Source organism: Halobacteriovorax sp. HLS, assembly GCF_004006665.1.
GTDB lineage: Bacteria > Bdellovibrionota > Bacteriovoracia > Bacteriovoracales > Bacteriovoracaceae > Halobacteriovorax.
In genome coordinates this window covers 32,142-54,795 of sequence record NZ_QOCL01000003.1, presented here as the reverse complement: position 1 = coordinate 54,795, position 22,654 = coordinate 32,142, and the positions used below count along the sequence as shown (strand labels likewise).

The 22,654-nt window shown below is 34.8% G+C and carries 26 protein-coding genes; 12 read left to right on the top strand and 14 right to left on the bottom strand.

Annotated features, from left to right (window positions below; all coding sequences use genetic code 11):
* Positions 1–122: 122 nt before the first annotated feature.
* Positions 123–1,397 (bottom strand): S8 family peptidase, encoded by a 1,275-nt coding sequence (locus tag DPQ89_RS04990; RefSeq protein WP_127715817.1) that lies wholly within the window; start codon positions 1,395–1,397, stop codon positions 123–125.
* A 121-nt stretch (positions 1,398–1,518) separates the two neighbouring features.
* On the opposite strand from DPQ89_RS04990, the gene DPQ89_RS04985 reads away from it, so the two are divergent.
* From DPQ89_RS04985 to DPQ89_RS04975, 3 genes are all read left to right on the top strand, one after another.
* Positions 1,519–2,220, top strand: a complete 702-nt coding sequence (locus tag DPQ89_RS04985; protein WP_127715816.1) for a VC0807 family protein — start codon at positions 1,519–1,521, stop codon at positions 2,218–2,220.
* A 5-nt stretch (positions 2,221–2,225) separates the two neighbouring features.
* The gene (locus DPQ89_RS04980) at positions 2,226–3,263 is read left to right on the top strand and encodes an aldo/keto reductase (RefSeq protein WP_127715815.1); all 1,038 of its coding nucleotides are present in this window, start codon (positions 2,226–2,228) and stop codon (positions 3,261–3,263) included.
* A 125-nt stretch (positions 3,264–3,388) separates the two neighbouring features.
* Positions 3,389–4,006, top strand: a complete 618-nt coding sequence (locus DPQ89_RS04975; protein ID WP_127715814.1) for a hypothetical protein — start codon at positions 3,389–3,391, stop codon at positions 4,004–4,006.
* A 30-nt stretch (positions 4,007–4,036) separates the two neighbouring features.
* Here DPQ89_RS04975 and DPQ89_RS04970 read toward each other — a convergent pair whose 3' ends face one another.
* Positions 4,037–5,050 (bottom strand): 3-oxoacyl-ACP synthase III family protein, encoded by a 1,014-nt coding sequence (locus tag DPQ89_RS04970; RefSeq protein ID WP_127715813.1) that lies wholly within the window; start codon positions 5,048–5,050, stop codon positions 4,037–4,039.
* Positions 5,051–5,205: 155 nt separating this feature from the next.
* On the opposite strand from DPQ89_RS04970, the gene DPQ89_RS04965 reads away from it, so the two are divergent.
* Together DPQ89_RS04965 and DPQ89_RS04960 are read left to right on the top strand one after the other, a co-directional pair.
* Positions 5,206–6,048: an endonuclease I family protein gene (locus tag DPQ89_RS04965; RefSeq protein ID WP_164848263.1), complete on the top strand. Its 843-nt coding sequence runs from the start codon at positions 5,206–5,208 to the stop codon at positions 6,046–6,048.
* The gene (locus DPQ89_RS04960; RefSeq protein ID WP_127715811.1) at positions 6,038–6,487 is read left to right on the top strand and encodes a DUF3139 domain-containing protein; all 450 of its coding nucleotides are present in this window, start codon (positions 6,038–6,040) and stop codon (positions 6,485–6,487) included. Before DPQ89_RS04965 ends, DPQ89_RS04960 begins: the two co-directional genes overlap by 11 nt.
* Before the next feature lie 4 nt (positions 6,488–6,491).
* Here DPQ89_RS04960 and DPQ89_RS18435 read toward each other — a convergent pair whose 3' ends face one another.
* Entirely contained in the window at positions 6,492–6,644 is a 153-nt protein-coding gene (locus DPQ89_RS18435; RefSeq protein WP_164848262.1) for a hypothetical protein, read from the bottom strand.
* A 234-nt stretch (positions 6,645–6,878) separates the two neighbouring features.
* On the opposite strand from DPQ89_RS18435, the gene DPQ89_RS04955 reads away from it, so the two are divergent.
* Together DPQ89_RS04955 and DPQ89_RS04950 are read left to right on the top strand one after the other, a co-directional pair.
* Positions 6,879–7,322, top strand: a complete 444-nt coding sequence (locus tag DPQ89_RS04955; protein WP_127715810.1) for a hypothetical protein — start codon at positions 6,879–6,881, stop codon at positions 7,320–7,322.
* Positions 7,315–7,881, top strand: coding sequence for a tRNA-uridine aminocarboxypropyltransferase (locus tag DPQ89_RS04950; RefSeq protein WP_127715809.1), 567 nt, complete (start codon positions 7,315–7,317; stop codon positions 7,879–7,881). Before DPQ89_RS04955 ends, DPQ89_RS04950 begins: the two co-directional genes overlap by 8 nt.
* Here DPQ89_RS04950 and DPQ89_RS04945 read toward each other — a convergent pair.
* Positions 7,878–8,225, bottom strand: a complete 348-nt coding sequence (locus DPQ89_RS04945; RefSeq protein WP_127715808.1) for a hypothetical protein — start codon at positions 8,223–8,225, stop codon at positions 7,878–7,880. The genes DPQ89_RS04950 and DPQ89_RS04945 overlap by 4 nt on opposite strands.
* A 158-nt stretch (positions 8,226–8,383) precedes the next feature.
* A complete protein-coding gene (locus DPQ89_RS04940) occupies positions 8,384–8,728 on the bottom strand; it encodes a high-potential iron-sulfur protein (protein WP_127715807.1) in 345 nt (114 codons plus the stop codon).
* Between the two features lie 142 nt (positions 8,729–8,870).
* On the opposite strand from DPQ89_RS04940, the gene DPQ89_RS04935 reads away from it, so the two are divergent.
* Positions 8,871–9,578 carry an arginyltransferase gene (locus DPQ89_RS04935; RefSeq protein ID WP_127715806.1) on the top strand — a complete coding sequence of 236 codons (708 nt, stop codon included), beginning with the start codon at positions 8,871–8,873 and terminating at the stop codon, positions 9,576–9,578.
* Here the strand turns inward: DPQ89_RS04935 and DPQ89_RS04930 are convergent.
* The 3 genes from DPQ89_RS04930 to DPQ89_RS04920 all read right to left on the bottom strand — a co-directional run bounded on the left by DPQ89_RS04930 (position 9,570) and on the right by DPQ89_RS04920 (position 12,244).
* Positions 9,570–10,496 carry a MerR family transcriptional regulator gene (locus tag DPQ89_RS04930; protein WP_127715805.1) on the bottom strand — a complete coding sequence of 309 codons (927 nt, stop codon included), beginning with the start codon at positions 10,494–10,496 and terminating at the stop codon, positions 9,570–9,572. The two genes, DPQ89_RS04935 and DPQ89_RS04930, sit on opposite strands and share 9 nt — an antisense overlap.
* Positions 10,497–10,676: 180 nt before the next feature.
* Entirely contained in the window at positions 10,677–11,240 is a 564-nt protein-coding gene (locus DPQ89_RS04925) for an alpha-ketoglutarate-dependent dioxygenase AlkB (protein ID WP_127715804.1), read from the bottom strand.
* A 2-nt stretch (positions 11,241–11,242) separates the two neighbouring features.
* On the bottom strand, positions 11,243–12,244 hold the full coding sequence (locus tag DPQ89_RS04920; protein ID WP_127715803.1) for an amino acid ABC transporter substrate-binding protein: 1,002 nt from the start codon (positions 12,242–12,244) through the stop codon (positions 11,243–11,245).
* Between the two features lie 486 nt (positions 12,245–12,730).
* Here DPQ89_RS04920 and DPQ89_RS04915 point away from each other — a divergent pair, with 486 nt between their 5' ends.
* Positions 12,731–13,618, top strand: a complete 888-nt coding sequence (locus DPQ89_RS04915; protein ID WP_127715802.1) for a sensor histidine kinase KdpD — start codon at positions 12,731–12,733, stop codon at positions 13,616–13,618.
* A gap of 4 nt (positions 13,619–13,622) precedes the next feature.
* Here DPQ89_RS04915 and DPQ89_RS04910 read toward each other — a convergent pair whose 3' ends face one another.
* From DPQ89_RS04910 to trmFO, 4 genes are read right to left on the bottom strand one after another with little or no spacing between them, the layout of a single operon-like run.
* On the bottom strand, positions 13,623–14,705 hold the full coding sequence (locus DPQ89_RS04910; RefSeq protein WP_127715801.1) for a hypothetical protein: 1,083 nt from the start codon (positions 14,703–14,705) through the stop codon (positions 13,623–13,625).
* A gap of 7 nt (positions 14,706–14,712) precedes the next feature.
* Positions 14,713–15,684, bottom strand: coding sequence for an NAD-dependent epimerase/dehydratase family protein (locus tag DPQ89_RS04905; RefSeq protein WP_127715800.1), 972 nt, complete (start codon positions 15,682–15,684; stop codon positions 14,713–14,715).
* Between the two features lie 19 nt (positions 15,685–15,703).
* On the bottom strand, positions 15,704–16,603 hold the full coding sequence (locus DPQ89_RS04900) for a DMT family transporter (protein ID WP_127715799.1): 900 nt from the start codon (positions 16,601–16,603) through the stop codon (positions 15,704–15,706).
* Between the two features lie 4 nt (positions 16,604–16,607).
* Positions 16,608–17,978 (bottom strand): methylenetetrahydrofolate--tRNA-(uracil(54)-C(5))-methyltransferase (FADH(2)-oxidizing) TrmFO, encoded by a 1,371-nt coding sequence (trmFO, locus tag DPQ89_RS04895; RefSeq protein WP_127715798.1) that lies wholly within the window; start codon positions 17,976–17,978, stop codon positions 16,608–16,610.
* A 73-nt stretch (positions 17,979–18,051) separates the two neighbouring features.
* Here trmFO and DPQ89_RS04890 point away from each other — a divergent pair, with 73 nt between their 5' ends.
* The 3 genes from DPQ89_RS04890 to DPQ89_RS04880 all read left to right on the top strand — a co-directional run bounded on the left by DPQ89_RS04890 (position 18,052) and on the right by DPQ89_RS04880 (position 20,773).
* Positions 18,052–19,800 carry an NAD+ synthase gene (locus DPQ89_RS04890; RefSeq protein ID WP_127715795.1) on the top strand — a complete coding sequence of 583 codons (1,749 nt, stop codon included), beginning with the start codon at positions 18,052–18,054 and terminating at the stop codon, positions 19,798–19,800.
* Positions 19,801–19,813: 13 nt separating this feature from the next.
* Positions 19,814–20,338 carry a hypothetical protein gene (locus DPQ89_RS18595; RefSeq protein ID WP_206611136.1) on the top strand — a complete coding sequence of 175 codons (525 nt, stop codon included), beginning with the start codon at positions 19,814–19,816 and terminating at the stop codon, positions 20,336–20,338.
* Positions 20,339–20,401: 63 nt separating this feature from the next.
* A complete protein-coding gene (locus DPQ89_RS04880; protein ID WP_127715793.1) occupies positions 20,402–20,773 on the top strand; it encodes a response regulator in 372 nt (123 codons plus the stop codon).
* A 6-nt stretch (positions 20,774–20,779) separates the two neighbouring features.
* Here DPQ89_RS04880 and DPQ89_RS04875 read toward each other — a convergent pair whose 3' ends face one another.
* Both DPQ89_RS04875 and DPQ89_RS04870 read right to left on the bottom strand, forming a co-directional pair.
* Positions 20,780–21,139 (bottom strand): response regulator, encoded by a 360-nt coding sequence (locus DPQ89_RS04875; protein ID WP_127715791.1) that lies wholly within the window; start codon positions 21,137–21,139, stop codon positions 20,780–20,782.
* On the bottom strand, positions 21,139–22,611 hold the full coding sequence (locus tag DPQ89_RS04870) for a response regulator (RefSeq protein ID WP_127715789.1): 1,473 nt from the start codon (positions 22,609–22,611) through the stop codon (positions 21,139–21,141). Before DPQ89_RS04870 ends, DPQ89_RS04875 begins: the two co-directional genes overlap by 1 nt.
* Between the last annotated feature and the right edge of the window lie 43 nt (positions 22,612–22,654).

Genomic DNA, 22,654 nt, shown 5'->3' with positions numbered 1-22,654 from the left:
AGCTTTACTATAATAGGAAAACTAAATTTTTCAGTGAGGTGGAATTCATGTAAATGTTAAGTTTATGTAAATTATTGAAGATGTTTACGACCTCAGAACAAGGTCGTAAACTATTGTTTTTGTTAGTTTCTTTCGTTTCTTAGCATTCTAAATGCATCAACTCTACCAGCAACTGAGTACTGACCAAGTGAACGATTTCTCACTGTCGAGTCCATTAATTGAGATTTTGCCTCATCAATAGTTAACCCTGGCTCGTTAGCAAGTAAAAGACCTAGTACACCTGATACAAAAGGAGTCGCCATAGATGTTCCAGACATCTTCTGGTATCTACCATTCGTAACTGTCGATAAAATATTTGAACCTGGTGCAAATACATGTACAGAAGTTTTTCCGTAATTAGAGAAGCTTGATCTATTACCCTTACCGTCCATTGCTCCAACTGTGATAATTCCGTCTACTTTGTAAGCAGCAGGATAAGTTGGTCTTGCATCGTTATCATTTCTCTCGTTACCAGCAGCTGCAACAAACATAGTCCCAGCATCATAAGCAGCTTTGATTGCTTCCTTAAGCGCTTCCGATCTTTCTCCACCACCCCAAGAATTTGAAGTTATATGTGCACCATTTTTTACAGCATATTCAATCGCTTTAATTGCACCAATAGTTTCACCAGAACCTTTGTCTGTTAAAAACTTAATACCCATTAGCTTAACGTCTGCCATAACTCCTCTCACACCTTTATTATTGTGAGAAGCTCCAATTACACCTGAACAGTGTGTCCCATGACCGTGACCATCTAAAGGATCTGCGTCGTTATTTGCGAAATCATAACCATAAACATCGTCAATATAACCATTTCCGTCGTCATCAACACCTGCTTCACCATTTAGTTCAGCATCATTAACCCAAAGATTATCTTTTAAGTCTGCATGTCTATAATCAATTCCTGTATCAATAACAGCAACGATTATATCTTTACTACCCTTTGTGATATTCCAAGCATTCTCAGCATTAACGTCTTCACCGGCCTTACCAGAAGAAAACCAACCACCAGAATTTGTTCCTGTATTTTTTAATCCCCATTGTTGTGAATAGCTTGGATCAGAAATAGTTTCAGACTTTTGCGCTGGATCAACAGTGATAATCCAGTTTGGTTCGATATACTCAACATCTGGGTGGTTTTCAAGAGACTTAACACTCTTGTTAGAAATATTTGCGCCTTTTAATGTTGCAAACTCACCAAAAGAAAAGTTCATTCTCTTAAATTCACCTAAAGCATTAAATGCCTTATTATCAAAGGACTTTGTCCCTTTTTTAAATTTTACAATGTATCCATTGAAGTCTGTTGCGGCTGCGCTAGCTGTAAACGCCAAAGCACATGATAGTATAATTTTTTTCATAACATCATCCTTGATTGTTAGTTTAATAAAATTTAGACATTTAACTGTTCCAAATTCAAATTCATCTGACAAGTTAAAAAAATGAATGTAAGATTTTGTATATTTAATTTGAGGAAACAAAATGTCAGAAAATAACGTTGAAAATACAAAAGAACCAAAAGAGAACGCATTTTTAAATATAGGTTTAAACGTAATCCTACCATCGGTGATACTAACAAAACTCAGTGGCGATCAGCACTTAGGTCAAGTCTATAGCTTAATTCTAGCGCTAAGTTTTCCTATCGGATATGGGCTATACGACTATATAAAAATGAAGAAATTCAACTTCTTCTCTGGTTTAGGACTTTTCTCAGTATTAATGACTGGTGGTATCGGATTATTTCAACTCGATAAAAGCTGGATGGTTGCAAAAGAAACTGGAATACCACTAATAATGGGATTGGCCGTTCTTTATAGTCAATTTACACAATATCCTCTAGTGAAACTATTTCTAGGTCAGATGATCGATATTGAATTAATTGATAAAACATTTAAAGAAAAGGGACATGACGGCCTATTTGAAAAGAACCTTAGAATTGCTTCTTTTCTACTGGCGTGTACTTTCTTTATTTCAGCGATCCTCAATTATGTTCTCGCAGTAAAAGTACTTGTAGGAGAACCTGGTAGTGAGGAGTTTAATCAGAGCTTAGGTAAAATGACCGCTTTGAGTTTTCCTGTAATATCTGTTCCGATGGTCATAATGGTTGGAGTCATCATTGCTTACCTAGTAATGACGATCAAAAAGAATACTGACCTAGAAATTGAATCTATAATTAAACAGTAGGAAATATGAAGTATAATAATTTAGGGAAAACTGAAATCTCAGTTAGTGAAATTTGCTTAGGAACTATGACTTTTGGCCAACAGAATACTGAGGCAGAATCTCATGAGATTTTAGATTATGCTCTTGATAATGAAGTAAACTTCTTTGACACAGCGGAAATGTACCCTATCCCACCAAACCCAAAGACAGTTCATCGAACTGAACAATATATTGGAAATTGGGATAAATTTAAAACTCAAAGAGATAAGATAATCATGGCAACAAAAGTTGTTGGCCCAGGTGAGTTCGTTAAACATATTAGAGGTGGTCCTAAGCTTAATAAGGAACATATTTTTCAAGCCGTTGAAGGTTCCTTAAAACGACTAGGCACTGACTACATAGACCTCTATCAAATACACTGGCCAGATAGAAGTACGAACTTCTTTGGCCAAAGAGAATACACTCACAACACTAGAGAGACGATGACTCCAATTGAAGAAATTCTTGGTGCTTTAAAAGAGTTGAAAGACCAAGGAAAGATCAGAGAGATAGGAGTTTCAAATGAAACCTCTTGGGGTGTAATGAAGTATTTACAGATTGCCAAAGAATTGAATTTGCCTTTAATCCAATCAATTCAAAATCCATATAACCTACTTAATAGAACTTTTGAGATTAACCTTTCAGAAATCTCCCACAGAGAGGATGTCGGACTACTTGCCTATTCACCACTAGGATTTGGTGTTTTAAGTGGCAAGTACTTAGATGGAAGCTCAACGCAAAATTCACGACTGAATATTTGGAAACACTACTCAAGGTACTCAAATGAACTTGCCCAATCTGCAACTCTTAAATATATGGAACTTGCTAAAGAAAACGGACTTAGTCCTACTCAGCTAGCATTGGCCTTTGTGAATACTCGGCCATTTCTAACCGCAAATATAATCGGCGCCACTTCAATTAAGCAATTAGAAGAAAATCTTACGAGTGCAACAATAGAGTTAAGTAACGAAGTACTTGAGAAAATCAATCAAATACATTCACAAAGCCCTAATCCTGCACCATAAAAGGGCTTTTTTTTCCCAACTAAAACGTTCAGGTTTTATTTTATATAAAGCTTCCGAAAGTTATATTAGAATAATTCAATAGATGCTAAAATAAGTTTATTGAATGCGTAACAAGGAACGTACACATGTCAATTGTAGAAAAATTCTTTAAGGCACCTTCACAAGTTGAAGAAACACAAACCCGAGTACCACTCGCTAAGTATTTTCATGATCTTGAAGGAGAAGCAGACTTTCCCTATGCACTTGCCTTATCGAGCTATGACAAACTTAAAGAAACAGCAACTAGCGAAGAAGAGTTATTTTACTTTCTAATGGAAGATTGTATTTTTACTTCTCTTTACGCAACTTTCTATGAAGAGTTGCTGGTAGCGGTGAAGAAGAACCCAACGGTTGCAATAGCTTTAATCAATAGATTTGCTGATGATTCTGATGAAAGAGAAAGAATGATCGCAGAGCAAACTCAATATCACTTAAGCTTTATCGAAAACAAAGGCCTATGTCCAGGTTGCCCATGCTGCGACAATCATCAGGATGTTGCTGAGTTGATCCAATTTTGGCAAAAAGGTGATATCGACTTTTTTACTAATCTCTATATTGGTATGCAGACGATTCAATTTTCTATGGAACATTTAATCTATGACGTAATTCCATCTGAACCTAACTCAATGGACCTTTTAGGACATAAGAGTATTCTTGAATTTAGACAATATATTTTCGATTACGCAGAAGAAAAGAACTTATAAAAAAAATGGCCTCTTTATGAGGCCTTTTTTTTATTGTCTCCAAATAGCAGATGCCCAAGTAAAACCTGAACCAAAAGCCGCACTGGCCACTAGCATTCCAGGTTTAAGCTTACCTGCTTTAATCGCATCATGCATACCAAGTGGTATAGTTGCAGCAGTTGTATTTCCATATTTTTGAATTGTATTGAAAATCTTCTCTTCAGGTATATTTAAAACTTCGGCAACTTTAGAGTTTATTCTTAGATTAGCTTGGTGAAATAGAAATAGATCCACATCCTCTATCTTTACACCTTGTTCGGCACAAGATTTCATCAGTGTTTCGGCCATTCTCTTTACAGCATGTACAAATACTGTCTTTCCATTCATTTGAGGAAAGTGAAGGTTTTCATCAATCATAGCTTGATTCATTCTATCAGGACCTAAAGCATTTCCAGGAGCAGCAACCCACAGCTCTTTAGCAAATGAACCATCTGCATGAAGATTACTAGTCATAATGTGAGAATCTTTGCTCTTATCGTCTACAGTCGTAGCACTCATCACTACAGCACCGGCACCATCTCCAAATAGAACTGACACAGCACGACCCCTAGGAGTCTTATCAAGACCTTTTGAATGAACCTCAGCGCCAACAACCAGTACATTCTTATGTGAACCAGAAGAAATAAATTTATCTGCTAAACTTAGTCCATATAGAAAGCCTGTGCATTGTTGTCTGATATCAAAAACTGAAATATCTGAAACACCTAGTTTCTCTTGCAAGAAGCATCCAGTTCCAGGAAAGTCATGATCTGGACTAAGTGTCGCAAAAACAATCATGTCAATATCTTCATTAGCTAATCCAGCATCAGCAATTGCTTGTTTACTAGCTTCAAGTGCCAAGTCCGAAGTTGAAGTATTCTCATCAACCCAGTGTCTTTGCTCAATTCCAGTTCTTTGAACAATCCACTCATCAGTTGTATCCATCATTTTTTCGAGATCGTGATTCGTATAAACTTTTGGAGGGACAAATGACCCTACACCACTTATTCTACTATGTATTTTCATACAATTCCTTTTGCTTTAAATTTGCGGTTCCTTATATGATAACAGGATGTAATGGATGCGCAATATAGGTAAAGTAAGAAAATAGTTATGTAAATTTCTTGGCCAAAACAGATTGATTTGTTATGATATTTAAAATAATTCCAAGGATGGAAAAAATGATGAACAAATTTATGTTTACCCTAGTGATCACTTTAGTATCTCTAAATAGCTGGTCGGCCCTTGAAGACTATACTTACTATCCTAAAAGTATAATCGACACCCTCAGAAGTAATGATCACTCAGAAATCAAAGAAGAGCTCTACACTATTCTTAGTTCTTACCATCAAAAAACAAGTAAGCGCGATATTATAAAATCTGATTGTACGGATTCTTCAAATTGTTATATTCAAAAAAAAGGTATCTCATACAAGCAAGCTAGAATAGAGCTATTTGGAAACTTACATATCGAAAGATCACCACTTGGAAGATATAGAGTTAAGGACCTTTACTGTGAGAAATATTATGGAAAAGAAAATGGTGTAAAACCAGGAAGCATTCCTAATAGTAGAGTCATGAATTGTGAACATACTTGGCCACAAAGTAGATTCAACCCGCAAATGAGTAAATTATTACAAAAAACTGATCTACACCACCTATACCCAGTAAGCAGTAGAGCAAATAGCTCAAGAAGTAATCATATATTTGCAGAAGTTAATGGTAATGCCGTAAATGATAATTGCAAAAGTTCCAAAAGAGGAATGGCATATGGTTCAAGCATAACGGCTTTCGAACCTCCTGCTAATCACAAAGGAAATGTCGCCAGAGCATTATTTTACTTCTCAGTCAGATTCAAAATTCAAATTGATCCTTTGGAAGAGAGATATCTACGTCAATGGCATCAAGAAGACCCTGTTGATCAAGAAGAAATTGATCGTAATGATAAAATCTTTGCCTTTCAAAAAAATAGAAATCCATTCATAGATGAACCACTACTAGTGACTTATATAAATGATTTTTAGAATTATACTACTATCAATCTTATTAATCGGGGTCTCATGTTCTCATAATGTTGAGAAGAAACAACGCCACTACTCTGATCAAACTAATAAAAGCTTTGAGGAAATTGAAAGAGATAATGCAATAAATCGCTATAAGCAACTAAGATGGGAAAACTGGAACAAGCAAAAGAAATCCAAGATAAAAACTATTAAGCCTAAAAAATATAGTCATCAAAAAAGAACAAAGAAGAAAGCGATTATCAAGGTTGATCCAAAAGAACAAATGATTGAGGTTGATCAAAACCTAAAGTTCTATTGTATGGAAAATAGAAAAGATAACCGCTTTAAAGATAGTGGGAGCTGTAGTACTCACACTAATAAAATTCTACAACAATGTGAAATTAAATTTTCATGGGAAGATAGAAATCTTCTCAAATGTGTTAAATCGAAGTTAAGGTAGAAATCTACTTTACTGCCTTAGCTTCATCTATTTCAAGTTCAGTTTCTATCTCTTCGACTTGATCTTTTGGGCAAACTTCTTTAGTGAACCACTTAGGTTTAGAAAGCAGAGTATCACCTTCTAAAATTTCTAATTCCATTCTTTGTTTTAAGCTCATATTCTCTCCTTGATATTGACACGGACTAATTACTTATCTTTGTTGAGCTCTCAATCTCTTGCGGATTTAACTCAATCAAAGTAATTTATAGGTTAACTAGTTAATCTTTTTAAGTCAATCGTGTCGAACTTATCTATACTATTAGTCTAACGAGATTTACTTAACAAAGTATTAATTTTACTTCAATTTGTTGTTAAACTCATTTTTAATGAAAGTATTTGTTAGAGAAATAACATGAAAAAAATCAATATCGTGACAACATTCAAGGCAAACTTTAGCGATGTTAAAGAGAACTTCAATGAAAAACTTTTCAAGTTTCTCTCTCCTAAGCTGATTCCAAATGAAATCATTAGATATGATGGAAACAATGTCGGTGACGAAATCCACATTCAACTGATCAATCAACTTTGGATAAGTGAAATTCTAGAAGTGAATGATTTAGAAAATGAGTTTAACTTTGTTGATATTGGAAAGAAGCTTCCTCCACCAATTAAGTCCTGGCACCACAAACACAGAATTGTGAAAGTAAATCAATATCAAGTCTCAATAATTGATGAAATATCATTTGATTGTGGAAACTTTATTTTAAATAATTGTATTTATCCATTCATGTACGCACAGTTCTACGCCAGAGTCCCACTCTACAAAAAGTTTTTTGAAAAGAAGTTATATGAATAATAGAAAGTTATGTTCTGATTGCCATAGAGTAATGAACGCTTGTATTTGTAAACTGGCAGCAAGCTTTAATAATACACTACCTGTGACAGTCTTGAGGCATCCCAGTGAAAGAAAGCAAGAAAAAGCAACTGCTGATTTATTAAGGCTTTCGTTAACTAATTGCAAAATTATTGATTCAGAAATATTTCTCCCTGAAGAGGTTCTAAGGCCAGAGCATAGAAATATACTTATTTATCCTAGCGAAAATTCTACTGCTCTCACAAATAAGATAACCACTCACTCTAATTCGAAAATCCACATTATTCTGATCGACGGAACATGGAAGAAGGCCTACAAAATCTTTATGAGTAATAATTTTCTACATAATCTAGAGACTCTTTCATTAAATGTAGAAAAAGAGTCCATCTATAAAAGTATTAGAAAGCAAAAAGATAATGGACTGAGCACTTTTGAAGCGGCAGCTGAGGTGCTCAACTTATTAGAGAACAACTTCCCCTTGGAAGATTTTGATAAGGCCCTAGAAGGCTTTCTAGCGCAGTTAAAGTCCTTTAGAAATTAGAGCTCTATTCCCTTTATTTTATCTGTTATAGAAGCTTTTGATCTGCCGTCAGGACAATTCATTCCTTTGTACACGAAAGTTTTCCTATCATTAAAATAATTAAAAGATCTCGCTCCTTGATAAAGCCATTTATGGTTATACCAAATCGAAATTTTATACTTTCCTTCTTCGATAGATTCAATTTTATAAACTGGACCCTTCTGTTTTACGTAACTAGCATAATTTGTCGCTTGCTCACCAACGCATTGTCCGGCAGAGAACCTTCCTTTCGAATCACTTGAGTTACAGCTTACGAAAAAAATTGGAGACAAAAGAAAAATAAATTTCTTTGATAAGTTTGACATAATTACTCATTAGTTAATTTTTATATTCCAGAGTTTGGATAATAACTAAAACGGTAATTTGCTAAAGAATCTTAGGAGTATTTTTGTAAAAAAATGAATTCGGAACTATATTGGGTACTTAAAAAAAAGGCCCTAAATAAAATTCAGGGCCACAATACTTATGCTTTTTTCTTGTCTAATCTATAAGACTTACACCAACCACACGAAGCAACATATTTATTTGCCATCATTGAACAAGGTGCGTGACCAGACTCTTCTTTACTTGTTTTATAGAACTTACAGTTTCCACAAAATGAACCCGCTGTATATTTCTTATTCTTACTTTCAGTTGCTACAAGAATATAATCTAATCTCTTAGCTGCCTTATCTGCTATATCAGCAATTTTCTTTCCTGCTGGAGCTGCACCTGCAACACATGCTTTTGCAAAGGCCTCACCCATAAGTGGAACGAATGCCACTGCTGTTAAAGCTTTCTTGAAAAAATTTCTTCTATCAGTATTCATAATATCTCCTTTTAAATCGAGCCTATAATACCAGAGTAATCTTTTATAGTATATGAGCTTAGTCACTTTTTTACATTTTTAGTTTGACTCATCAAACAAATAAAGCAAGGCCTAAACTGATTCTTTATAATAGAATATTAATATGAAAATATTATCAATGCCCAAGCTATCCCCTCAGGCGCAGTGTCCATATCTAGAAAGTGAACACTCAAAACAGCAGTATTTCTTCGCCTCTGAAATTGATGCTGATGAAATGAATGAGTTATTAAATTCAGGCTGGAGAAAGTTTGGTGCATACTTATTTCGTCCTGCCTGTGAAGCTTGTAAAAAGTGTACGCCCACAAGAATTGATATTACAAACTTTACTCTCAATAAGAAGCAAAGAAAGCTAATGAAAAAAAAGGAGTTCTTTCAGATAAAGAGAAGTTCTCTGTACTATGATCCAATTTTTTATTCTATTTTTAAAAATCATTCAAAGGAGAGGTTTTCACAAACTGAAGAAGAAATTGGAACAGAAGATGGTTTTATTGAAACTTTCTTTTTTAATACTTCAACTAGTGAAATCATTACTTATGAAATGGATAATACCATTATCGCATGGGGAATAATTGATATTGCAAGCGAATCTATTAGTAGTGTGTACTTTGCTTTTGACCCCAGTTTTTCTAAGTATTCTCTAGGTAAATTATCTATTCTCATTGAGATTGAAATTGCTCAAACTCTTGGCTTAAAAAGTTATCACTTAGGCTACTACGTCGAAGGTAACTCGGCCATGAGTTATAAAATCAACTACGCTTCAGTTGAGCAGATGGATTGGAAAAATAATGAGTGGACTCAACTACTAAATTAAATCTTTTAAATGCTTATCTAAATCTTCAATTGTTTTAATGCTACTTACATTCGCATGAGTCGTAAAAGAATCACTTCTCTCGTTTAAGAGAAAGAGCTTTTGATTAAGTTTTAATTTAGATGAAATTTCCGCTACTTTACTATTCATAGCGACAGAAGAAAAATTCTTTTGATCCCCTTGACCAACAACGATTAAATCTGCTCCCAATGTATTAGAGGCCTCAAGTAATGAGGAGTCTAATTGACTTTCACCGAGGTAGAAGAAATTAATATTGTAGTGTGAACACAATAGCGCACTTAACATAGAACTTAGATGACTATCATTTTCACCAGTAGAAGCAATTGCTATAGTAATAGGGTTCTTAGACTTTTGCTCGTAACTTTTGAATACAATATGACCTATATGAAATTTAATAATTGAAAGCAAAGAGCTTTTTTGTGCCGGAGATATACTTTTATTTTCGAATCCTTCATTAAGTCTATCAAGCAATGGTGAAAGAATTTTCAAAGAAAAGTCTCTTGCTGAAAGAGTAATCTTCAGCTTGCCTATTTCATGTGAAAGTATGTCTAGCTTAAAGTGCTCTAAAGCAATAAAGAGATTTTCTAAAGACTCTTTGGCCTTAAGTGGACTTTGATCTAATGAAAGAGGTTGTGAGCTTGAAAAGTTCTTGCGACCTAACTTTCTTAAAAGTTCCTGAAGTTCACTTTTTGGCTTATTAGCAATTGCTCCAATTGAATTACCAAGAGTGCAAAGCTCAGATAAAAGTTGAAGCTTTTCAATATCCTCATCACTATATAACCTTCTACCGGTCTCACTTCTATTAGGAACAATTGCCTGATAACGCTTTTCCCAAGCTCTTAGAGTGTGAGTACCTACTCCCGATAAGTTAGATGCTATTTGAATATTGTACTTGCTCATTTTTGAATCCTTGTTAACCCTACAATACTAAATTCAAGAAAAAAGACAATAGACGCAAAGAAGCAAAGTATATACAAACAATATACAAAAAATGAATAAAAACTTAAGATACAAGTACTTAGACAAGGTATAGGCATGCAGGCTAAAGAAAAAATAACAAACTCTTAACAAACTAGCGCATTACAATATTAGAGTTCGAAATGTAATATTTACTCTAGCTCCTACATCTTTGGACGTCTTAGAGAGTTCGTGCTTCCAAAACTTTTGCAGCGGGGAGCCCATCATCAGCAAACTACTATCATTTAGCTCTATTTTTATTCTTTGTTTACTCTCATTATTCTTAACTTGAAAAGTACGAGTAGCACCAAAGCTCACTGAAAAAATATCGATCTCATCACCTAGATTCTTTTCATTATCACTATGCCATGCAGAGTAGTCGGATCCATTTCGATAGAGATTAATCAGAGCACCATTAAACTTCACGTTAAAATCATCTTCAATTTTTGATTTTATTTTCATGAGTACATCGGTCCAATCATTATGTGCTAAATCAATTCCAGAATAGCGATAATAGACACCAGGGTCACCATACCATGCTTGAAGCCGAGGAGTTGGAACAGTTTTTCCAAATATTCTTATATGCTCTTGCTTCCAATTTATTGAACTAAAAAGCTCTTCAAAAAATGATTCTTTAAAGTAATGCTCGTAATAAAAAAGAGAGCCTTCTTGATCAAGTAACTGCATTTCTACCTTAATGGATATGAATAGTGCAGGCCTTTATTAATTGAAAGTTCATTAAGCCCACGGACCAAATTAACAGGACTTGTCTTTCCTAGATTACGTTCAAAAACTTCCCCGTAATTACCTAATTCATTAATTATGTCATAGGCCCAACTTTCCCCTACTTTTAAAGCGGCTCCATTTCCTATTTCAGCTCCTAAAAATCTCCTAACCCCAGGGTTCGAAGATTTCAACATTGAGCTAACATTAGTAGAGTTTATTCCCATTTCTTCTGCATAAATTAGCCCATGAATCACCCAAGTCAACAGATGATATAGTTCAACATTCTTCTCCATTACCGCTGGTGCAAGAGGCTCTTTGGAAATATTCTCTTTTAAGACTATATACTCTTTACTCCCTCCAAGGCTTGCTCTTTGTGCAATGAGTGCGGAGATGTCAGCACTCATTGCTCTACATCTATTTTTCATAAATCCATTTACAACCTCATCCCGGCTTGTAAAGGTAATCAACTTGAAACCGATGCCAGTTTTTCTCTTGTAATCGATAAGATTCAATTCACTAGTAGTATTTTTTTGAACACAAATTTTTGCATTTCGAAGATTCGCAACAGTCTTTACACCAGAACTCTTCTTTACCAAAAAGCCTTGACCATCAAAGAAGACCACAGGAGCAAATAAGATTTTCTCCGTAATTGATCGTGAGAGATTTAGAGTTGTATTTCGACTTAGTATATCTATACGACCAGAACGAAGGGCCTTGAATCTATCCGAAGTATTTAAAGGAATGTATTTAACCTTCTTAGAGTCTGAAAAGATACTAATTGCAACAGACTTACAGACATCTACATCTATTCCACTCCAATTTCCAGTTGAATCAGGAGATGAAAATCCAATAATTCCTTCACTTACACCGCACAAGAGAAATCCACGCTCCCTAATTTCTGCTAAATTTCCTGCTTGAGAAATAAGCGAGTAAAAGAATAAGATAAGGCCAAATATTTGCTTCATAAAAACTCCAGAAATGATCAATTTGTATAGTGTAGCAAAGTTTTAGTTAGAATTAAATAAAACCAATAGTTCTATTTTCCGAAGTATTAATAATAAAGCTGAGGAAAGAAAATTAAAAAAATAATTACTTTTTTTACATTCAATAATGGTTCAACACAGAACGAAGAAGAGACTACAACAGCTCTTGTTCAAGAAAGTATCTTATTAATCTTTCTAGCAATAATCAATTTACTATTTTGCAATGATCAAGTTCTTGTAAGCTTTCATTTAAAGACAATAGTCATCTGCACTCTTGCACCATTTGCTCACAAGTTTATTAGAAATAGCAAAGTAAGCTTAAACTTAATTATTCTCTTCTTTATTCTACATGTAACCTATCTAGTATCGAAAACCAACGGAATCAACTCTCCATACATTTTCTGGTATATTGCACCTGTACTTTATAGCTCACTATTCTTTAAGGCCCGAGCAGTAGGAATATGGGCATTGATTGTTATTACAACATTTATCTACTTTATCTACCAAGACCTATTGGGGAAAAATATCATTTCAATAACAAATCAGGAAAGTATTATTGATTCCTACAAGCTATCTTTTATAAACTTGTTTACGTTCGCAACATGTAGTTTACTTTTTAATTCAAGAAGAACCTATAAAAGGTTGGATGAGCTTCACTTTGGGAAAACCAAAATTGGGTCATTAATACAAATACTTTCTCACGATATCATTAATCCTCTAAACCTAATCATAGGTTTTACACAGCTAATAAAAGAAGAAAGTAAGGACCCAGAACTGCCAGATGCCGTCCTCAGGGCATCTAGTCAAATTCAACAAATAATAGATCATGTAAAAGAGATGCAGGCACTTGAATCAGGAAAGAAAATACTCAGCCTAAGTCCTATCGATCTTTCAATAGCAATTGAAGAGGTCCTTTTTGTATTTAAAGAAAAAGCGAAGCAAAAAGGAGTCTCAATAATTGTAAAAAATGAAGTCGACTCTCAAGTGAAAATTTTAGCCGAACCAGTTAGCTTCTCTCATCAGGTACTAAATAACCTTGTTTCAAATGCCATTAAATTTACTCCTGAATACGGAGAAATTGTAATTCATTGTTACAAAAAAAGTAGAAAAGTTCATATAAATATTCAAGACACAGGAGTAGGAATTCCTCTAAAGCTTATACCTAACCTATTTAGATTTGATATTGTAACCCATAGAGCTGGAACACAAGGTGAAGCAGGAACTGGATTTGGACTACCACTTGTTAAAAAGTATATCGAGCTCTATAGAGGTGAAATTCATGTTGAAAGTTTAGAAAAGAGTGACTCTAATGACATACATGGAACTAATTTTCACATTATTCTCAATTGTGCATAATTAACTAACAGCAATCTTCTTTGTGTGAATGGTTTTCTTCAAAAGAATGAACTCGCCTTTTAATTTCGGCCTTAAATTTCAACTCATGAAATTTTACAGTTTTGCCATGCAATTTCTTACGATCAAAAGTATGATACTTATTATTCATCTCTTTTATGGCCTCTATCACACTATCTGAACTGCCCTCTACCCACATAATGCCATCTGTTCCTAAGTAACTCTGATAATTAGGAGTATTCAAACAAATTAGAGGTCTACCACAAGATAGCCCTTTTAAAGCATGTTCTGGGAATGCTCGTTTAGAAAGATCAATAACGGCCTTAGAGTGGGCCAAAAATGGAGCGAGCTCACCAGAACATCTATCTCCAAAGAAACGAGGATCTTCTTCGTTAAGCTTCATACTAGCTAAGTGTGTATCATCGCCGAAGAATTTATAACTTAAATTATACTCATCTAAGAAAAGAGAGATTCCTATGGCCGTTTCAACCTGTAGATCTTGAGCGTTTATGGCATAGTAATCTAGTTTTTCACCTTTGATCGGTAGCAGTGGATAATCTTCACTTCTAAAAGGAGGCTCAATAACTCGCACAGTGCCACTAAAGAAACTTTTAACATTCTTTTCCATCTCTTCATTTGTGACCCAAATTTCATCACTTTGACAAAGAGAGTTTAGAGTCCATTTCTTCAAATAGCTGCCAAATAGCTTTTCTCGTAGAGATTTCTTTTCTCTATTGAGATAATGAAAATCATATAAGTAAGTTATTAGCTTAGTATCCTTACACTTTCTAATTCCTTGCCCCATACCATTAGAGATATTAATGATAATATCAACCGAGCAAGGAATAAATAAGTTTGTAGCTGCATTAGGAATGAGAAAAGAATTTTTACAAAGAGATTCTCTATCTTTTATTTTGTGAGACAAGTAACTTGAATGAACTTTTCGTAGTTCAATTGTTCCAAGCATGGCCTTCTCTTTGTGAACAAGAGTGTAAATCTCAGCGTCCTCATAGGCCATAGCAACAGTTTCAACTATTTCAGTATAATGATCTCGAATCAATAAATCGTCACAGCTAATCGCAATTTTCATTTACTACCTAGAGTGTTTTAAAGTACTCAGTTGTTCTTCTAATACCTTCTTCAAAAGAAACCTTTGGACTATAGTCAGAAACGCTCTGAAGTTTAGTTAAATCAGGTCTTCTTCTTTTAGGGTCATCCTTAGGAAGGTCTAAGTGAATGATCTTAGAGCTACTTCCTAGTGCTTTAATTATAAATTGAGCAGCTTCTAAAATAGTGTACTCATCCGGATTTCCACAATTGAAAGGAGTCGGATCATCAGAGAACATTACATTATGAATAGCATCTACAAGGTCGGTCACATAGCAAAAAGACCTTGTCTGACTTCCATCTCCATAAACAGTAATATCTTCATTTTTCATGGCCTGATTTATAAAGTTAGGAATAACTCTTCCATCATTAGGTCTCATTCTTGGACCATAAGTATTAAAGATACGAATAATTCTTGTATCAAGTCCAAACTTCTTATGAAAACTCATAGTCATTGCTTCAGCAAATCTCTTCGATTCATCATAACAAGCTCTTGGTCCTAATGTATTCACATGACCTACATAGTCTTCCGTCTGCGGATGTACTTCAGGGTCTCCATAAACCTCACTAGTAGAAGCCTCAAGAAAACGGGCTCCTTTTTCAAGAGAAAGCTCTAAAAGCTTAAGCGTCCCCTCACTATTTACCCTCATAATCTCCATTGGAATCAATCCAAAATCAATTGGAGAAGCAGGAGAGGCAAGAGAGAAAACATAATCGATACTCACTCCAGAAAAGTCAGGAAGAGACTCATATATATTACATTCATGAAAAGAGAACTTTTCATACTTATTCAATATTTCAACATTGGATTTACTTCCAGTTATGAAGTTATCTAATCCAATAACAGTTGCACCAAGGTTTAGGTAAAACTCGCATAAAGTAGATGGAACAAAACCAGCTGCTCCAGCAACTAAGATTGTTTTTCCTTCTAAAGTTTCAGGTAACTGAATTTTTTTACTCATTTAAACTCCAAAAAATAACCTAGTAATGACGCAACTGTATCACAGTTGAACCAATAAGTAATAGTAAACCACCGAAAATTTGATAGACCGATAAGGATTGAGACAGAAAAATCCAGTTCACTAGAACAGCGCACAATGGAAAGAACATTTCGCAAATTGCACATAGTCGAGCTGAAATGATTTTTAGCCCCTTATAGTAGAAGAACATTCCTAAAATACCAGATAGAAAGACCATTAAGAGAACTTTTCCCCACACTGCCCCATCTAGGTCTAAATTCATCTGACCAGTAAAAAGGATTGGTAGCAAACACACCAGACCCATCGTAAATCTTCCGGCCATAATCTCTTTTTCTTCAAGCCCAGAAAGTGATAATTTCTTTCCAAAAACAGTAGAACTTCCCCAACTAACCACGGCAACGAGGGCCAAGAGATAACCAACTAAACTATCTTGAGAAAATAAATCACTACCCATATCTATCTTATCTAGCCCCATAGAAATATCTTCAAAAGAAATAAGACCCGCACCTATTAAACATAGGAACCCCCATTTGAAGAAGCTAGAATTCAAGCGCTCGTGTAAAATAAATCGGGCCAGTATAATGGCCACGATTGGCTGAAATTTTTGTAATAAAATTACGAGACTAGGGTTAATCAAACCAAAAGCACGTGTAAAGGCAAGTGTTCCTATGGCCGAGCCAAGTCCACCAATAATAAGAAAGTAAAAAACGTGTGCAACTTTAGCCTGCCAAAACTTTCTAACATTTTTAAAGAGTATAGGTAGAAAAATGACAGTTAAAATGAGGTGTTCAGTGAATACTATTCTTTCTGCACTAATTCCCTGTCCAAGTAAAGGGTACCTGACTAGTGTATCTAGGGCCCAAAGAATACAGGCCAGAAGAATATAGAACACTCCACTCATCTAATTAACCTCTATTGTCTTCAATAAATTTATCAAAAACTTCTCTTGCTCTTTGTGATGCCTTGGCCTTTTTAAGTTTCTTTCTGCCCTTTCTAAAACGTCTCTCTTCTTTAGTTAACTCAACGCTAGGTAGAAGACCAAAATTTATATTTGATGGGCTTGGCTTAGAAATCGTCATAACATAGTTAACGAGGGCACCAATTCCTGTTTCTAAAGGCCACTGAACAGCATCCATACCTTTTAGCTTTCTCAGGATTTGCCATGCAACGTAAAGTCCCATTGAAGCACTTTCGGTATATCCTTCAACTCCAGTAATTTGCCCAGCAAAGTGAATTGTTGGAAACTGTTTTGAACTAAAGTCAAAATTTAATAAATTTCTAGAGTTTAAGAAACTATTTCTATGTACTGAACCAAGATGAATAAAGCTTGCATCTTGAAAACCAGGAATCTTTCTAAAAACTCTAACCTGTTCCTTGTAAGTCAATCGTGTTTGAAAACCAACTAAGTTAAAAGCACTTCCCAGTAAGTTCTCTTTTCTAAGTTGTACACAAGCATATGGAAGAGTTCCGTCTTTCATTTCTAAACCAATTGGCTTCATGCAAGAAAAGCGTGCTGTCTCTACACCTCTTTCGGCCATTATATCAACAGGCAGACAACTTTCAAAAAATTTATAATCTTCAAAGTTCTGAGCTGGGACCTTTATAGCGTCAACTAACTCAGCAATAAATTCCTCATATTCTTCTTTATTCATAGGAGCATTTAGGTAGTCAGCTTCAACACCTTCTTCCTCAGACACATTCTTGTGACGATCTTTGTAATACAATTTACTATAATCAAGAGAGTCTGCATCAACTACTGGGGCAATCGCATCATAGAAATAGAAGTCTTCTTTAGATAAATCCTCAGTTATCCACTTCTCAAGCTTTTCAGTCGTAAGTGGTCCTGATGCAACAATAGTGTAATCACACTCAAATTTTTGTTGTAATTCAACTGGATTATCTGCTTCTAGTTCAATGACCTCGATTAGGGGGTGAGACTTCAGAGTATCCGTTAGCGCCTGTGAGAAAACTTCTCTATCTACCGCTAAAGCATCCCCAGCAGGAACTGCGTGCTCGTAACCCTTTTCAAGAATGAGAGAACCAAGACCTTTCATTTCATATTTAAGAAGGCCATGCCCTGAATCAGGAGACATACTTTTTAAAGAATTTGTACAAACTAACTCACCAAATGTTTTAATTTTTTGAGCAGGATTTAGTGCTATTGTCTTACACTCTGCAAGAACTACCTTTACACCGTTTTGGGCCAAAAACATTGCAGCATCACTGCCGGCCAGACCAGCACCAATCACTAGGACTTTTTTAGTCTCTAAATTCATTATTAACTCTTCTTATTTTTTAGTTTAAACTATGGTAAATATAAGCGAAGAATTTACCTTTTAGGATACGTACATGCAAATAAACATCCACCAAACACATCATACAATTGGCGATTTTGATGCCATTTTTACATACCTAAGCGAGTTATTTAGCAACAAAAACAATTGTGACAAGCTACATATTTTCCCAGAGCTATTTCTAACTGGATATCCGCTACAAGACCTTTGTTTGCAAAGGGCCTTTATAAACAATTATTTAGAGTTAATATCCAAAATCAACGCTCTGAGCCTAAAATCAGAAAACCAAATGACTTTGCTCTTTGGAGGTCTAGACTACAAATTTGATAATAAAGGTCTTCCTCTAAGCATCAAGAATGTTACTTATGAGCTCGTTTCTGGCCACGAAATGAGAGCGATCTACACTAAGAAACTACTGCCAAACTACGATATATTTGATGAACAAAAGTACTTCACTGCAGGCGAAGAAAGCTTCATTTACAATTATGGTGACAAGAGATTTGGTATTCTCATCTGTGAAGATATGTGGATGAGTAGTATGCACAAGGTTGATCCTGTAAAAGAACTTTATGAGCACGCCCAACAAAATGACATTGAATTAGATGCAATTTTGAACTTATCAGCTTCTCCATTTTATTTAGATAAAGATAAAACAAGATTGATAAGATCCAGCGAAATCTCTAAGTTATTTGGATGTCCATTTGTGTATGTAAATAGAGTTGGAGCTGAAGATGAGATACTTTTTGACGGATCGAGCTTCGTTGTAAATGGTTCAAGAGTTTCTCAAAGGGCAAAGTTTTATGAAAGTGATCTCATCGAGTACGAACTTGAAGACTTTGACGGACAAATAGATACCGAGACGGCCTTCAGTGATATGAAGAATTCCTGGGAGTCACTATTTAAACATTCGATTATAAAGGATGATATTGGAACACCTATTCTACCGGCCTTGACTGATGAAAACTGTGAAGAGATCCTACAATCGCTTAGGTTTGGAATTCAGGAATATGCAAGTAAGTCAGGATTTTCTAATTTTGATGTGGCCCTTTCCGGTGGAATCGATTCGGCGCTGGTACTTGCAATAATGAAGCTATCATTAGCCCCACAGCAGAACCTCGAAGCAATTTTTATGCCTGGATTCTTTTCGGCCTCAATAAGTTATGATCTTTCTTTTGAAATGTGCCAAAAGATTGGTGTAAAAATGTATACCTACCCTATTAAGTTCACTCACAGCTCTATACGAAATCAATTTCAAGACGTCTTCAATGTTCCTATGGATGGACTGGCCGATGAGAATATTCAAAGCCGACTAAGAGGGGCCTTACTCTACGCAAGGTCTAATCAAAGAAATTCTATGGTTTTGAATACATCTAATAAATCAGAAATTGCTGTGGGCTACTCTACTTTATATGGTGATAGCGTTGGTGCTATTAGCGTCTTGGGAGACCTTTACAAGAGCGAGGTCTTCGCTTTAGCTAATTATATCAACCGAAAATATAATGGAATTATCCCAGAAGGTATTATCACAAGACCCCCTTCAGCTGAACTTAGAGAAGATCAGCAAGATGATCACTCGCTACCTCCTTATGACGTACTCGATCCAATTCTTGATGGTCTGCTATCCTATCAACTTTCTCCTAAAGAGCTCTACTCTATGGGATTTGCAGAGGATGTAGTAAGTAAAGTTTACAGACTTTATACACGAAGTGAGTATAAACGAAGACAGTTCTGTCCAATACTTAAAATAAAAGCTAAAAGCTTTGGTATCGGTTATAGAATCCCAATTTGTAAAAGCGTTAAATAACTAGGAGTATACAATGGATTTTAAAGTACAAACATTTCTTAAACAATTAAAAGAGCTAGGAAAAGACATTGAAGATATCGTTAAAAATGACGAACTTAAAAATGTTCAAAAGCAAGTAAAGAGCTTTGTGAAAGGTGCTGAAAAAGATTTCAAGAAACTTGTTGATAAAGATGTTCCTAAGTTCGTAAAGAAGTTAGAGAAAGAAGTTAAATCTATAGAGAAAATGGTTGATAAAACAGTCCAACTAGAAATGAAAAAGGCCAAAAAGTTTGTTGACGATCAAATGAAAGAGCTTAATAAATTTCAGTCAGAAGTAGAGAAATTTGTAAAGAAGTCTTCAAAAACTTCAAAAAAGACTACGAAGAAAACTACAAAAAAGACGACTAAGAAAACAACGAAGAACACAAAGAAGAAAACTGCTAAAAAAGCTCCAGTTAAGAAGGCCACTTCTAAAAAAGCAACTAAGAAAGTTGCTCCAAAGAAAAAGCCTGTGATGAAAAAAACACAAGCAAAGAAAGCACCAGCTAAGAAAAAATAATACTCTAGGGTGATTTGTCATGAATCACCCTAAAGACTCTCCCTTAAGTACCGATAATAAGATATGAAAACTATACTTGTTGTCGACGACGAAAGCTCTATTCAATTTCTCTTTTCAAGAATGTTCAAAAAAGAAGTAGCTGCATCAACCTATAAACTGATTTACGCCGAAAATGGTCAAGAGGCCTTAGAGATACTGGATGATGAAGGTTGTGTAGATCTCATTATAAGTGATATTAATATGCCAGTCATGGATGGTTTTGAACTGCTTAAGAATGTAAAAGAAAAACACGTCGGTATTCCTGTATTCATGGCCTCTGCTTACTCTGATGAAGAAAGACAGGTCTTGGCCAAAGAACTGGGAGCACAGAAATATATAACAAAGCCTGTAAACTTCCCTACTTTAAAAGAAGATTTAATCATATTCTTTAGCTGATTCTAACTACTTTCTCTTACTCTCAATATAGTCTAAGAAATTTTGCCTAAGAATTGGCTTTTGGATGTAATCATTGAAACTTGAGTTCTTAATTTTATCAGCTTCCATATCCAGCGAAAATGCAGACAAGGCACATACAAATAGATCATCACGCTGAGGAAGTTCTCTAATGACTTCTAATACTTCAAAACCGTCCATTTCAGGCATTTGAATATCTAAAAAGAAAATATCTGCACTTGAATCTTTAAAGTACGCAATAGCTTCATCACAATTAGAAAAAAAGACAAACTCATCTTCTGATTTTTTCACATATAGCTTTAAAAGGTTAAGATTATCAACAGCATCATCTAATACAACTATTTTCATTAAGCACCTTTCTTTAATTCAAAACCAAGAGTAAAAACAGTACCCTTTCCTTCTTCACTATCAATTTCAATCGTTGCCTTATGCTTATCAACAATCTCTTTAACAATACTTAGTCCAATGCCTGTGCTCTTTTGCCCTTCAAGACCATAACGACCTGCTCCCGACATTCTAACAAATACATTATTTAGATACTTCTGAGGTATCCCAATACCAGAGTCTTGAATAGTGCAATATACAATTCCCTCTTCGCACCAAATGCGGGAAGAAATCTCACCTCCATCTTCTGTAAACTTGTAGGCATTAGAAAGTAAGTTTGAAAATATTCTTCTTAACATCGAATCATTACCATAAATAATGGCATGCTCAGATTTGTCTTCAATATTAAATGAAATCTTCTTCTTAACTGCACCCTTAAGTTGTTCAAAACTCTCTTCAACTATTTTCGCCAAATCTATCTCTTTTAAATCTAACTCATTCTTAAGTTGAACTTCACTTAAAGTCAGTAAGTCATCAACCATTCCAAGTAAACTATGGGCAGACTTATTCATAACTCTAATCATATCAGTAACATCAGAATCGAGATCATTATCTTCGATAAGAACATCTGAGTAGCCTATAATGCTATTAAGAGGTGCTCTAAGATCGTGAGAACATACGGCGAGAAATTGATCTTTAACATCATTTAGATTACTTAATTCTCGAATATATTGATTCATCATTTTTGTTTTATTGGTATTATCTAGGAGAATTTTTATCTTCGTAAAAACTTCTTCTTTTAAGAATGGCTTTGAAATGAAATCATTACCTCCACACTTATAGAAACCTAGAATTTCAGACTTCTCCTTTGTCGAAGAGGTAAAAACAATAGGCAGATCTTTTAACCCTAGCTCAATTCGAATCTTCTTAACGAGCTCAGTACCTGTCATTAAAGGCATTACAAAATCTGTAACGATTAAATCAACACTTTCTTTCTTTAAAAATTCATAACAATCAACGGCGGAGTTGAACCAATTCACAGAGGCGCCCTTGCTTTTAAGCAAATAAGTCAGAAACTTAGCAGTAGTATTATCATCTTCTACTATGGCAATACTTGAGCCGTTCCATATGAGATCAGGCTTTAAAATAGAATTGATCTTATATGAGATACCACCCTTATTATCAGTAACAATGAACTCATTTCCACCACATCTAAAGCTCTCAAGTCTAAGTTCAATTTCATCTAATTCTGCGGTAAAAACAATCGGCAGAATATTATCTAAATTATTATCTTTTTCATAAGAGCGAATTCTTTGAGAAAGCTTAAAGCCTTCATTAGATGCTTCAACAATAACAAGATCGATAACATCAGACTTGATAATAGAAAACACTTCATCGAAGTCATTCTTATCAACGACATCATAACCGACATAGGAAAGCTCTTCTTTAATCGTCTTTCTTAGTAATGTATTTTTATCTACTATTATTAGTTTCATATCCTAATTATTTTATCGTCATTCTATCCATGAAAACTAATTA